General features: G+C 71.8%; 10 protein-coding genes. 4 read left to right on the top strand and 6 right to left on the bottom strand.

All coding sequences use genetic code 11. From position 1 onward, the window contains the following. Positions 1-97: 97 nt before the first annotated feature. Both PV419_RS25930 and PV419_RS25925 read right to left on the bottom strand, forming a co-directional pair. A complete protein-coding gene (locus PV419_RS25930) occupies positions 98-1,285 on the bottom strand; it encodes a sensor histidine kinase (protein WP_319692713.1) in 1,188 nt (395 codons plus the stop codon). A 123-nt stretch (positions 1,286-1,408) separates the two neighbouring features. After that, entirely contained in the window at positions 1,409-3,625 is a 2,217-nt protein-coding gene (locus PV419_RS25925; protein ID WP_319692711.1) for an MMPL family transporter, read from the bottom strand. A 326-nt stretch (positions 3,626-3,951) separates the two neighbouring features. On the opposite strand from PV419_RS25925, the gene PV419_RS25920 reads away from it, so the two are divergent. Next, positions 3,952-4,182: a hypothetical protein gene (locus PV419_RS25920; RefSeq protein WP_319692709.1), complete on the top strand. Its 231-nt coding sequence runs from the start codon at positions 3,952-3,954 to the stop codon at positions 4,180-4,182. A 93-nt stretch (positions 4,183-4,275) separates the two neighbouring features. Beyond that, on the top strand, positions 4,276-4,557 hold the full coding sequence (locus PV419_RS25915) for a DUF1876 domain-containing protein (RefSeq protein WP_319692708.1): 282 nt from the start codon (positions 4,276-4,278) through the stop codon (positions 4,555-4,557). Positions 4,558-4,571: 14 nt separating this feature from the next. Here the strand turns inward: PV419_RS25915 and PV419_RS25910 are convergent, their stop codons facing one another. Together PV419_RS25910 and PV419_RS25905 are read right to left on the bottom strand one after the other, a co-directional pair. Then, positions 4,572-5,495: a M48 family metalloprotease gene (locus PV419_RS25910; protein ID WP_319692706.1), complete on the bottom strand. Its 924-nt coding sequence runs from the start codon at positions 5,493-5,495 to the stop codon at positions 4,572-4,574. Then, positions 5,492-5,869 (bottom strand): BlaI/MecI/CopY family transcriptional regulator, encoded by a 378-nt coding sequence (locus PV419_RS25905; RefSeq protein WP_415925383.1) that lies wholly within the window; start codon positions 5,867-5,869, stop codon positions 5,492-5,494. The genes PV419_RS25910 and PV419_RS25905 overlap by 4 nt, the downstream gene beginning before the upstream one ends. A gap of 123 nt (positions 5,870-5,992) precedes the next feature. Between PV419_RS25905 and PV419_RS25900 the strand changes: the two genes are divergently transcribed. After that, the gene (locus tag PV419_RS25900) at positions 5,993-6,598 is read left to right on the top strand and encodes a phosphatase PAP2 family protein (protein ID WP_319692703.1); all 606 of its coding nucleotides are present in this window, start codon (positions 5,993-5,995) and stop codon (positions 6,596-6,598) included. Positions 6,599-6,603: 5 nt separating this feature from the next. Here PV419_RS25900 and PV419_RS25895 read toward each other — a convergent pair whose 3' ends face one another. Further along, on the bottom strand, positions 6,604-8,220 hold the full coding sequence (locus PV419_RS25895) for an FAD-binding oxidoreductase (protein ID WP_319692702.1): 1,617 nt from the start codon (positions 8,218-8,220) through the stop codon (positions 6,604-6,606). A 63-nt stretch (positions 8,221-8,283) separates the two neighbouring features. Further along, positions 8,284-9,129, bottom strand: coding sequence for a proteasome subunit beta (gene prcB, locus PV419_RS25890; protein ID WP_319692700.1), 846 nt, complete (start codon positions 9,127-9,129; stop codon positions 8,284-8,286). Between the two features lie 520 nt (positions 9,130-9,649). On the opposite strand from prcB, the gene PV419_RS25885 reads away from it, so the two are divergent. Further along, positions 9,650-11,434 carry an acyl-CoA dehydrogenase family protein gene (locus PV419_RS25885; RefSeq protein ID WP_319692699.1) on the top strand — a complete coding sequence of 595 codons (1,785 nt, stop codon included), beginning with the start codon at positions 9,650-9,652 and terminating at the stop codon, positions 11,432-11,434. Positions 11,435-11,475 lie beyond the last annotated feature (41 nt).

The following is an 11,475-nucleotide window of genomic DNA, read 5'->3' as shown; positions in this document are numbered from 1 at the left end:
CGCGTCGAGTCTGCCGGAGGGCCGGCCGGAAGGCATTGACGGCGAGCGCACAGTCGTTGACCCTGCGCGCAATGCGGGTGACTCGGCCGAGGTCGGGTCAGGGGTGCAGCGGCAGTTCGGTGGTGACCTCGAAGCCGCCTTCCGGGCGGTGGCCCGCGGTGAGAGCGCCGCCCACCGAGTGGGCGCGTTCGCGCATGCCGATGAGGCCGAAGCCGCGTCCGGGCGCCGGTGCGGCGGTGGCCGTGGCGGTTCCGTCGTCGGTGACGCTGATGGTCAGCAACTCGCGGGAGTAGATGAGCCGTACGTGCGCGGTGTGCGCGGCGGCGTGCTTGGTGACGTTGGTGAGGGCCTCCTGCACGATCCGGAACGCGGTCAGATCCACTCCCGGGGAGAGCCGCCGCGGCTCGCCGCGCGTGGTGACCGTGACCGGGAGCCCGGCGGAGGCGAAGGCGTCGGTCAGCTCGGGGAGCCGGTCGAGTCCGGGGCTGGGCTCCAGGGGTGCGTCCGGGTCGTCCGTCCGGCGCAGCAGGCCGACGGTGGCCTTGAGCTCACGCAGCGCGGAGGAGGTGGTGGAGGCCAGGCCGGTGAGGATCTTCTGGGCCTGGTCGGGTTGGTTCCGGACGAGGTGGGCGGCGGTGCCGGCCTGGGCGTTGGCCAGGGCCAGGTGGTGGGCGACGACGTCGTGCAGCTCGCGGGCGATGCGCATGCGCTCCTCGGCGACCCGGTGCCGCGCCTCCTCCTCGCGGGTGTGCTCGGCGTGTTCGGCGCGGGCCTGTGCGGCTTCCATGACGGCTTCCATATACGCACGCCGCATCCGGACCGCGCGGCCGGCGGCGACGGGCAGCAGCAGCCACACGGCCGGGCCGATGGTCTTGAGTACGAGCGCGTGGTGGCCCGGGTCGGCGATCATCGCGGTGGTCACCAGCGTGGCGATGGTGCCGAGGCAGTAGGCGTAGGTGATCTTCCGCTCGGTGAGCGTCGCCAGCCAGTAGAGCTTCATCATGGCCGGGGCCAGCAGCAGGGGGGTGAGCACATACCCGACCGCGCTCGCGGCCGCGATACAGACCGCCGTCACGACGACGGCGGTGCGCGGGTGGCTGCGACATCCCACCAGGGCGGCGCAGGAGATGCCCGCGAGGAGCAGGGCCGGACCCAACGCCGGCCGGGCCGTACCCGGCCAGCTGAGCGCGGCGCCGAGGATGACGACGCCGAACAGCACCACGGCCGTGATCAGGTCGAGGGCGTGGTGATGGCGCTCCGTGTAGCGCTCCAAGCTGGTGGTCATCGGGGTCTTTCGGTCGGGGTCTGGTCCATGGTGGACGACGCCGCGCGGGAACGGCCGACGGGGCCGCCCGGGTACCTGACCACGGGCGGTCCTTGCGGGCGCGGCGCGGGGCACGGCGTCGGGTCAGACGCGGGCCGATTCCCGCTCCGACGTGGTGTCGGGGGCCGGGACCGCGGCGACGGGGGACCGGCGGCTGAGCGCCTCGCCCTCCACGTCGAGATTGGGCAGCACCTTGTCCAGCCGGCGCGGCAGCCACCAGGCGCGGTCGCCGAGCAGCGCGAGAACGGCCGGCACGAGCGCCATACGGACCACGAACGCGTCGAGCAGGACGGCCGTGGCCAGGCCGAACCCGATCATCTTGACCATGGACTCGGCGGAGCCCACGAACCCGGAGAACACGGCCATCATGATCAGCGCGGCGGCCACCACCACCCGGGCGCTGTGCCGGAACCCGGTGACGATCGCCTGGCCGGGCCGGTCCCCGTGGACGTACGCCTCGCGCATGCGGGTGACCAGGAAGACCTCGTAGTCCATGGCGAGACCGAAGACGATGCCCACCAGGAAGATCGGCATCAGGCTCATGATCGGGCCGGTCTGCTCGACGCCGAGGAGGTCGGCGCCCCAGCCCCACTGGAAGACGGCGACGACCGCGCCGAACGCGGCGAGCACCGACAGCAGGAAGCCGGCGGCTGCCTTGAGGGGCACGAGGAGGGACCGGAAGACCACCAGCAGCAGCAGGAAGGCGAGGCCCACCACGACCGCGAGATAGGGGACCAGCGCGTCCTGCACCTTCTGGGCGACGTCGATGTTCACCGCGGTGGTGCCGGTGACCTCGAAGGTCGCGTGGGTGGCGGACTCCAGCGCGGGCCGTTCGGCGCGGATGGTGCGCACCAGGTCCTTGGTCTTCTCGTCGGTGGGGGCGGTGGCCGGGGTGGCGGAGAAGACCGCGGTGTCGCCCGCGGCGTTGAACCGGGGCGGCGAGACGGAGACGACATCGTTGGTGGCGCCGATCCTCTCGACGATCGTGGCCGCGGCGGCCTTCGGGACATCGGCGCCCTTCGCGTCGACGACGATGGTCAGCGGTCCGTTGAAGCCGGGGCCGAAGCCCTCGGCGAGCGCGTCGTAGGCGCGGCGCTCGGTGGTCGAGGTGGGCTTGGCCTCGTCCCCGGGCATGCCCAGCTGCAGGCCCGTCACCGGTACCGCGATCACCCCGAGCCCCGCCACGGCGGCCAGCAGCACGGGCAGCGGACGGCGCAGCACGAACCGGGCCCAGCGGCTGCCCCCGTTGTGCTCGCCGCCTTCCTCGACCTTCGCGCCCCGCCGGGCGGAGCGCGACAGCACGGCCCGCGGGAGGAAGCCGAGCAGCGCCGGGACCAGGGTCAGCGCGATGAGGACACCGACGACGACCGCGCCCGCGGCGGCCAGGCCCATCTTGGTCAGCATCGGGATGCCGACCACCGAGAGCCCGGCCAGCGCGATCACGACGGTCAGTCCGGCGAAGACCACCGCCGACCCGGCCGTGCCCGCGGCCAGCCCGGCCGCCTCCTGGGGCTCGTGTCCCCGGCCCCGCTCCTCGCGGTAGCGGGAGACCACGAACATGGCGTAGTCGATGCCGACCGCGAGCCCCAGCATCGAGGCGAGCGTGCCGGTCGTGCCGGACAGACCGAAGGCGCCGGCCAGGGCCATGATCGAGGCGATGCTGATGCCGACGCCGACGACCGCGGTGAGCAGCGGAAGCCCGGCGGCGGCCAGCGAGCCGAAGGTGATCAGCAGTACGACCGCGGCGATGGCGATGCCGATGCCCTCGGCCGCCCCGCCCGCCGCGGGCCGGGTCGCCAGCGCGCTCCCGCCGACCTCGACGGTCAGCCCCGCGTCCCGGGCCTGCCGGACGGCGTCCTCCAAGGTCTTCTTGGACGCGTCGGTGAGGTCGTCGGCCTTCACCTTGTACGTGACGGTCGCGTACGCCGTTCCCGCGTCCTTGCTCACGGCCCGTGCCCGGAAGGGGTTCACCGCGCCGGCGACCTGCGGGCCGTCGGCCACCTCGTGCACGACCTTTTCGACGGCCGCGCGGTTGTCGGCCGTGGTGACCTGCTGACCGTCCGGGGCGACGAAGACGATCCGGGCGCTCGCCCCGTCGGCCTTGGCGCCGGGGAAGCGCTGGTCCATCAGGTCGAACGCCCTCTGGGACTCGATGCCGGGCATGGAGTCCCCGGTGTCGGGGGCGGCGGGCGCCTTGGCCGCACCGAAGCCGACGGCGGCCAGCACGGCCACCCACAGCAGGGTGACCCCCCAGCGTCGTCGGAAGGCCAGTCGGCCCAGCGAAAAGAGAAAAGCAGCCACGGGACGGAGGTCTCCACATCTGATCTCGGGATACCTCTCCAGGCTCCCGGCGCGTGGCCCGTACGTCGTCGTGCGGCTGCAGACAATCGCGGGTACTGAGAACGCAGTACCCGGGGCCCACCGGGTCGTCCTCGAGCATGACCTCCGGCCTGCACCGGCCTCAGCCGTGAACACCGTCAGGTTCAGCAGCCCGGCCGCGGCCGCGCATGGGTCTTGTCGGGTGGGTGAATCTCTCCTTGAATGAGGGGCGAATGAGGGGCACCGACCGTTTCCAGGGAGGGATCACCATGAGAACTCGCTTATGGGCGCTAGGAGTCGGCGCGACCGTGGCAGTCGGTCTCGTACTCGTCGGCGGCCCGGCGGCGGCCGCGCCGGCCGGTCACCACACCGTGGCCACGAGCTCCAGTGTCATGGACTACTACCAGTACTACGACCACTACACGGCCCATGACGACTGCGTGGCCGTCGGCGAGGATTTCCTGACCCGCGGGGCCGACGGTTACGAGTGCCGGGCCAAGGACGGCGGCTGGGATCTCTGGCTGATCTTCGCCACCTGATCGCGGCACGCGCCAGGTGGTGCGGGCGTGGGGGAGTGGATGCACGCTGGGAGTGGATACTTGCCGGCAGGAGTGTTTCCGGAGGTGATCGTCATGCCACAGACCACTGTGGGCTGGCATGTCGAACTGGAATTTGACGAGGACAGCCGCCACACCCGCGCCGCCGCCCTGGTCCGGCTCGCCGACGGGAGCGAGGTGCGGGGCCACGGGGCCGCCAACCGGGCCCCCGCCGACGCCAATCAGCCGCGGGTCGGTGAGGAGATCGCGGGCGCCAGGGCGCTCAACGAGTTGGCGACGAAGTTGCTGGAGAAGGCGCATGGAGAGATCGACGCGGCGTCCGGTCGTACATCGCATCCGCTGCAGCTGAACCACTGAGCCGCTGCACGGGCTCACCCGCTCGGCCGCTCCCCCTGGGCGATCTCGATGGTGCGGTGGAGGGTGAGCGCCCCGGCCCCCGCTCCGGCGAGGGAGAGGCAGGCGCAGAGCGCGAGGAGCACGCTCGCGACGGACACCAGGCAGCGGCGCAGCGGCGGGCGCAGCAGCGCCGCGACCCGCTGTGGCACCGGCCCGGAGGTGGCGGCGGGCGCGACGGTGGGGCGGCGGCCGCGGGCCGCGCGGCCGGCGAGGGCCGCCCGGCCGATCGCCCGGGCCGTGAGCTGCCGGTCGCCGGTGGCGGTGGCCGCCGCCTCGTCGGCGGCGCGCTCGGCGGCCAGCCGTACGGCGGCGCGGGCCGGCCGCAGCCCGGGGTGGCAGTGGGCGGCGAGTCCGATGGCGGCGAGGTGGTAGTGGTGGCGGCCGCTGAGGTGGGCCCGCTCGTGGGCGAACAGCGCCTCGCGTTCGGCGGGATTGAGGCTGCGGAGCATGGCGGTGGTCACTACGATCCGGCCCGGGCTGCCGGGCAGGGCGTAGGCGTCCGGGTCCGGGCTGTCGATCACGCAGAGGTCACCGGTCGTGGGCTGGGCGTCCGCCGTCTCCTTGGCCGCGTGGTACTCGCCGATCTGCCGCACCGCGGAGCGCAGCAGCGCCCAGGCGCAGACGGCCAGCGCCCCGGTGGCGGCCCCGGCCAGCGGCAGCAGGGCGGGCGCGGCGCTGAGCGGATGGATCAGATCCCCGAGGGCGGCGAACGCGGGGAGGGCCAGCAGGCCGTACAGCGTGAGTGTGCCGAGCGCGGCGAGCGAGCATACGGCCAGCACCAGCGTCGTCGAGGTCAGACACCACAGCGCGGCGACGGGGGTCAGGCGCGCGGTGGCGCGCCGGGCCAGCGGCGGCAGGGCGCAGGGCACGAGCAGCGGGACCAGAAGCGGGGCGATCATTGATCACCCGCTTCGAGCAGCTCCCTGAGCAGGCGCTCGTCGTCGTCGCTGAGCTGGTCGACGAAGCGCGCCAGGGCGACCTCGCGCTCGCTGTCGCGGTCGAGCTCGCGGTGCATGCGCTGGGCGGTCAGCCCGTGGGAGTCCTGCAGGGGGAAGTAGACAAAGCCGCGCCCGGACCGCTCACGGCCGATGACCCCCTTGTCGTACAGCCGCGTCAGGATCGTGGTCACCGTTGTACGGGCCAGGGACGTCTCCAGGCTCCGCTGCACCTGACCGGGGCTCTGCGGCCCTGAGGCAGCCCACAGCGCGGCCATCACACCGGCCTCCAGTTCACCCGCCGGTCTGCGTTCGGGCTGCTTGCCGACCATCGGCATGCCACCTCTTCTCTCTTCGTCTACAGTATCGTAGACGGTCTACTGGATTGTAGTCGCTTGCGCGGACTGAGGGCCGTGCTCTGTCTCCCTGCTGTTCGTCACGTTCCGACCGGAGGCCTGCCGATGATCCCTGCCTACGACGGCTCCGGCATCGACGGCTCCGCGTACACCGCGGTGGTCGATCTGGCGCACCGTACTCCCGGCTGGCTGGACAGCGTGGTCTTCGCGTGGTCGACCTACGGGCTCGCGCTGTTCGCGGTGCTGATGGTGGCCGGCTGGTGGCGCGCGCGCCGCTCCGGTCCGGAGGCGGCCGTGCAGGCCCTGGCCGCCCCGGTGATCGTGGCGCTGGCGTACGCGGTGAACGACGGGCTGAAGCAGGTGGTGCGCGAGGACCGGCCGTGCCAGACCCTGCACCGGGCCGTCCTCGAGGCCTGCCCTGCGCCGGGCGATTGGTCCTTCCCCAGCAACCACGCGGCGCTGGCCGCGGCCGCGGCGGCGGCGCTGTGGTTCGTCTCGGCGCGGCTCGGGGCCGTGGCGACCGTCGCCGCGCTGGCGATGGCGGCGTCCCGGGTGTGGGTGGGGGCGCACTACCCGCACGATGTCGCCGCCGGGCTCGTGGTCGGGGCGGCGGTGGCGATGGCCCTGGCCGGGGCGCTGCGCCACTGGCCGCACGCGCTCGCCCAGCGCCTGGCGGCGACGCGGCTACGGCCGCTGCTGACCGCGTCCTGAACGACTCATCGGGCGGATTTCGGGGGCTCGATGCCCAGCGTGTGGCTGAAGATGTTCTTCGGGTCCCAGGCGGCCTTGACCTGCCGCAGCCTCGGGTAGTTGTCCTTGAAATACAGCGTGGACCAGGGGACACCCGAGGTGTTCACGGAGGGGTCCGCCAGGTCGTCGTCCGGGTAGTTGATGTAGGCGCCGTCCTTCGGATCCGGCACCCCGTGTGTATCGGCGTAGATCTCGCGGTACAGCCTCCGCAGCCACTCGACGTTTGTGGCGTCCTGGCCGCGGTCGTCCCATGCCGCGGTGTACTGGACCCGCAGCACCGCGTCGCGGTGCGCAAACGCCGTGGCATCCGGGGCCACCGAGCTGATCTGCCCGCCGTAGCTGGCGATGCCCACCGAGCCGAACAGCAGCTTCGGATCCTGTTCGCGGGTGAGGTTTTCGTAGACGGCGGCGAGCTGGGCGTCGGAGAAGCCCTTGCGCAGATAGCCGGACTTGATCTTGAGCCGGTAGATGTCCGAGTTCGGACCGTCCAGCGCCGCGGCCAGCCACGGCTGCTCGGTCCTGACCACGTTGACCGGGGTGCCCACCCCGGCGCCGAGGGCGGCGAGATAGTCGTCCAGCAGCTCGGCGGCGTCGGGGCCGAACACCTGGCCGCTGGCGAGGTTGAGGTCGTTGGCCTTGCGGCCCACCGTCAGGTCGGCGTACAGCCGGGTGGCCGCCGCGCCGACCGCACTGTTGCGCTCGCACCAGTCCATGTGATTGCGGATCAGCCGGGTGAACTTCGTCTCGTCCAGCTTCAGGGCCTGCCATGGCCACTGGGTGGAGAAGGCGATCGCACTCTTGGGCGCCCGGGGCAGCAGCTGCCCCGGGTCGGAGCCCTCCGCGCCCGGCGTGCGCAGCCAGTACCGGGTCACCACGCCGAAGTTTCCACCACCGCCCCCGGTATGGCCCCACCACAGCTCGTGGTTCGGGTCGGCCGGATCACGCGTGGCGACCACCGCCGACGCCTTGCCGTCCTTGTCGACCACCACGACCTCGACGGCGTACAGATGGTCCACGACCAGCCCCATGGCACGGGACAGCACACCGTAGCCACCCCCGCAGATATGGCCGCCCGCCCCGACGCCGGGACACCACCCGGCCGGAATCGTCACACCCCAGCCCAGCACCAGCCGCCGGTACACCTCGCCCAGGGTGGCGCCGGGCTCCACGGCGAAGGCGCGGCGCGCCGGGTCGTACGAGACCTGCGTCATCCCGGACATGTCGATGAGCACCCGCACGGCCGGGTCGTCCACCCACCCCTCCGCGCAGTGCCCGCCGCTGCGCACGGCGATCCGCCTGCCGGAGTCCACGGCCTCCTGGACGGCCTTGACGACCTGCTCGGTCGAGCCGACCACCCATGCGTGGTCCGGTGTGCCCACCCAGCGCTGCTGGCCGCGCCGCACCAAATACGCGTAGCGCGCGTCGTCGGGGCCGGCCTTGACCGGGCCGAGCGGGGGTGTGCAGCCGGTCTCCGCGGTGCCCTCGGCCGCACTGGCCGGAGTGTCCAGGGCCAGCCCCCCGATGACCCCGGACGCGGCGGCGGTGGCGTTCCGCAGAAGCTGACGGCGGTTGACCCCGGACATGGTCGTGTCTCCTCGCGGTGTGAAACAGGAACGGAACCACCGCCGGACAGCGGTGTGCGCGCTCTACAGGACCGGTGCCTGAGGACCGTCGGGCGCCGAGTGGCGCCGCTCGACGACGGCCTGCGCGACCGCCGCGACCTCGTCCTGGTCGAGCCGTCGGTACCCGTCCTCGGTGATGAGGGCGATGAGGGGGAACAGCCGCCGGGTGAGATCGGGGCCGCCCGTGGCGGAGTCCTCGTCCGCGGCGTCGTAGAGCGCCTGCACGACGGCGGTGACGATGTCGCGCTCCGGCATGCCCTCCTTGTAGAGCTTCTTCAACGAGCCCCGGGCGTGGACCGAGCCGGAACCGGTGGTGGCGAAGCCCCGCTCCTCGGTGCGGTTGCCGGTGACGTCGTAGGAGAAGACACGGCCGACGCCCTTGTTCACGTCATAGCCCGCGAAGAGCGGGACCACCGCCAGGCCCTGCATGGCCATGGCGAGATTGTCCCGGACCATCCTGGTCAGCCGGTTGGCCTTGCCGTCCAAGGAGAGGGCCGTGCCTTCTATTTTCTCGTAGTGCTCGAGTTCCAGCTGCAAGAGCTTGACGAGTTCCACCGCCAGGCCCGCGGTGCCGGCGATGGCGATGGCGGAGTGTTCATCGGCCGGGAAGACCTTCTCGTATTCGCGGTGCGCGATGAGGTTGCCCATGGTGACGCGCCGGTCTCCGGCCACCAGCACGCCGTCCGCATAGGTCGCCGCGATGACGGTCGTGCCGTGGGGCGCCTCGAAGTCGCCCCGGGCGGGCGGCAGCTGCCGCTTCGCGGGCAGGAGCTGGGGAGCCTGTGCCTTCAGGAAATCCAGGAAGGAGGAGGTCTCGGCGGCCAGGAAAGCGGGCGGCAGGCCGCCGGTCTTTCGCGCGTCGAAGGTCATGCACGTTCCTTCCCGAGAGGCGTCGGCGGCTCCTGCTGGCCGCACATTACCCCACCCCCGCCCCGGGCAATCCATGAAGAGACTCACGGTAGTTGTGCCCGAAAACTACTGCCGTGGGACGGGGCTGCCGGGGGAAGCTGTCCTTTGCCTGCCATACCCGAGGTGTTGACCTCGGGCGCCCGGCCGTATCAGGGTGAGGGTGATTTCCGAAGTCCGGCACGAGGGGGAGGCTGTGGCAGGTCGGCTGCGCATGTGGCATCGCGTTTCCCCTGGTCCGGCCCGTTATCCGGGGTGTCCGACAATCCTGTCACCGCGTATCGGCCGCCCGGGCCGACGCGTCGCCCATGAGCCGGGAGGTGCCGGTCCGGGCTGAGCACCGCCCACCCGCGCCGGTTCCCGATGCGCGTACCCCTGTCCGGTTCTGCGATCCCTTTCCCCATTACTTCTTACTCCTGATCACGTCACCGAGCGCGCGCCCGCGCGATGGCTTGATTTTGTCTTTTCGCAGAAGGGATGCCTCATGTCTCGTCCGCTCAACGGCATGAACGTGCCGGGGAGGACCAGCTTCCTGGAAGAGATCCTCCGCGGCTCAATGCGGCTGGATCTCGTTCATCCGTTTCCGGTGCAGCCGGAGAGTGACCGTAAACAGGGCGACGCGCTAGTCGCCGATGCCAAGGAGTTCGCCCGCGGGTTAGTGGATCCCGCCCTTGTGGAGAAGACCGGAGAACTGCCCCGGGAGGCCATCAAACGGCTACGGGAGAGCAGTTACCTGAAACTGCAGAGTCCCCGGAACCTGGGCGGCCTCGCCCTGTCCGACCTCAATGCTTTCCGCGTCATTCAGGCCATTTCCAGCTGGTCGCTTCCGCTTGGTCTGGTGGTCGCGGTGCAGAACTCGATCGGCTTCGCCCCGCTGGTCCAGATTCTTCCCGAGGGCCCACTGCGCGACATGCTCAGCGAGCGCGTCGCGCGTGGGCTGATATCCAGCTTCGCCGATACGGAACCGTCCGGCGCGGCCAATCACCGGAGGGAGACCGTCGCCGTCCCCACCGAGGACGGCCATGCCTACCTGGTCAGCGGCGAAAAGGTGTTCAGCGGCAACGCGCCCTTCGCCGAGCTGCTCGGAGTGGTGGCCACCGTCCAGGAGGACGGCCGGGAGCTGCGCAGACTGGTGGTCGTCGACCCGGACGCGCCCGGCGTGCGGCGGTCGGCCGAGCACGAGTTCATGGGCATCAAGGGCTTCCCCAACGGAGGGTTCACCCTGGACCGGGTGCGCGTGCCCCGGGACCACGTCTTCGTGGAGAAGCCCAGCGCCCACGATGTGCGGATCACCGCCCAGGCCGGCGGGCTGGCGATCCTGGGCCGGATGTACCTCATCGCGGCGCCGTCCCTGGCGATCGCCAAGCTGTGCCTGGAGTGGTCGCGCGGCTTCGTGCGGCGACGCCGGGTGGACGGCGTCCCGCTGGGGGAGTACGAGGAGATCCAGCACCTCATCGGCCAGTCCCTCGCCGACACCTTCGCGCTCGAGGCGGTCGCCGAGTGGAGCCTGCTGTGCGAGGACGCGGGCCTCAACCCGCTCTTCGAACAGGCCGTGGCGAAGAACCTGTGCTCGCTGCTGTGCTGGGGCGTCGTGGACCGCACCATGTCGCTGTTCGCGGCGGAGGGCTATGAGACCGCGGCCAGCAAGGCGGCGCGCGGCGCGCCGCCCGTACCCCTGGAGCGCTCCTTCCGCGACGCCAGGAACCTGCGGATCTCGGGTGGGGTGGACTTCCAGCTGGACTACTGGCTCTCCAAGCTGGCGATCTTCTCCTACCATCGCGCGGGCGCCCTCGACGACGGCCAGGGCACCGAGCAGGCCGCCGGGGCACGGGAGCGCCTGACCGCCGCGCTCACCCCGCGCAACCAGCGCCACCTGGCCGAACTGCACGACTCCGTCGAGGAGTTCCGTGCCCGCTGCGCCGCGCTGGCCGAGGCCTACCCGGACGATCAGACGCTCTTCGCGCAGGAGCACACGCTGATCGCCGTCGCCCGCTGGGCCACCGAGATCATGGCCGCGAGCCTGGTCCTCGCGCGGGCGGCGCGGCGCACCGCCGAACACGACACCGAGGCGCAGGACCTGGCCGACATCTACTGCACCGGGGCGCTGCTCCGGATCGCCGGACACGCGCGCGAGGCGCAGGAGGAGGAGCGGCCCGACACCGGCAGGGTGACCCGGCGGTGGATCACCGGGGACGGCCACGGCGGGCTGCTCGACGACGTCGTCACCGACGTGTCCGACCCCGGCGTGTCCGGCCCCGACGTGCCGTAGCCGGACCGGCAGGCCCAGGCACCCGCACCAGGCACCCGCAC

The sequence above is a fragment of the Streptomyces sp. ME19-01-6 genome, from assembly GCF_033793745.1.
Taxonomy (GTDB): Bacteria; Actinomycetota; Actinomycetes; order Streptomycetales; family Streptomycetaceae; genus Streptomyces.
The sequence above is the reverse complement of the archived record's forward strand: the minus strand, read 5'-3'. Positions and strand labels throughout refer to the sequence as shown.

What these genes read in the sequence shown, in the direction of transcription:
- PV419_RS25930 (WP_319692713.1), bottom strand. Translation starts at nt 1,285, where the DNA reads ATGACCACCAGCTTGGAGCGCTACACGGAGCGCCATCACCACGCCCTC.
- PV419_RS25915 (WP_319692708.1), top strand. Translation starts at nt 4,276, where the DNA reads ATGCCACAGACCACTGTGGGCTGGCATGTCGAACTGGAATTTGACGAG.
- PV419_RS25910 (WP_319692706.1), bottom strand. Translation starts at nt 5,495, where the DNA reads ATGATCGCCCCGCTTCTGGTCCCGCTGCTCGTGCCCTGCGCCCTGCCG.
- PV419_RS25905 (WP_415925383.1), bottom strand. Translation starts at nt 5,869, where the DNA reads ATGCCGATGGTCGGCAAGCAGCCCGAACGCAGACCGGCGGGTGAACTG.
- PV419_RS25900 (WP_319692703.1), top strand. Translation starts at nt 5,993, where the DNA reads ATGATCCCTGCCTACGACGGCTCCGGCATCGACGGCTCCGCGTACACC.
- PV419_RS25895 (WP_319692702.1), bottom strand. Translation starts at nt 8,220, where the DNA reads ATGTCCGGGGTCAACCGCCGTCAGCTTCTGCGGAACGCCACCGCCGCC.
- prcB (WP_319692700.1), bottom strand. Translation starts at nt 9,129, where the DNA reads ATGACCTTCGACGCGCGAAAGACCGGCGGCCTGCCGCCCGCTTTCCTG.
- PV419_RS25885 (WP_319692699.1), top strand. Translation starts at nt 9,650, where the DNA reads ATGTCTCGTCCGCTCAACGGCATGAACGTGCCGGGGAGGACCAGCTTC.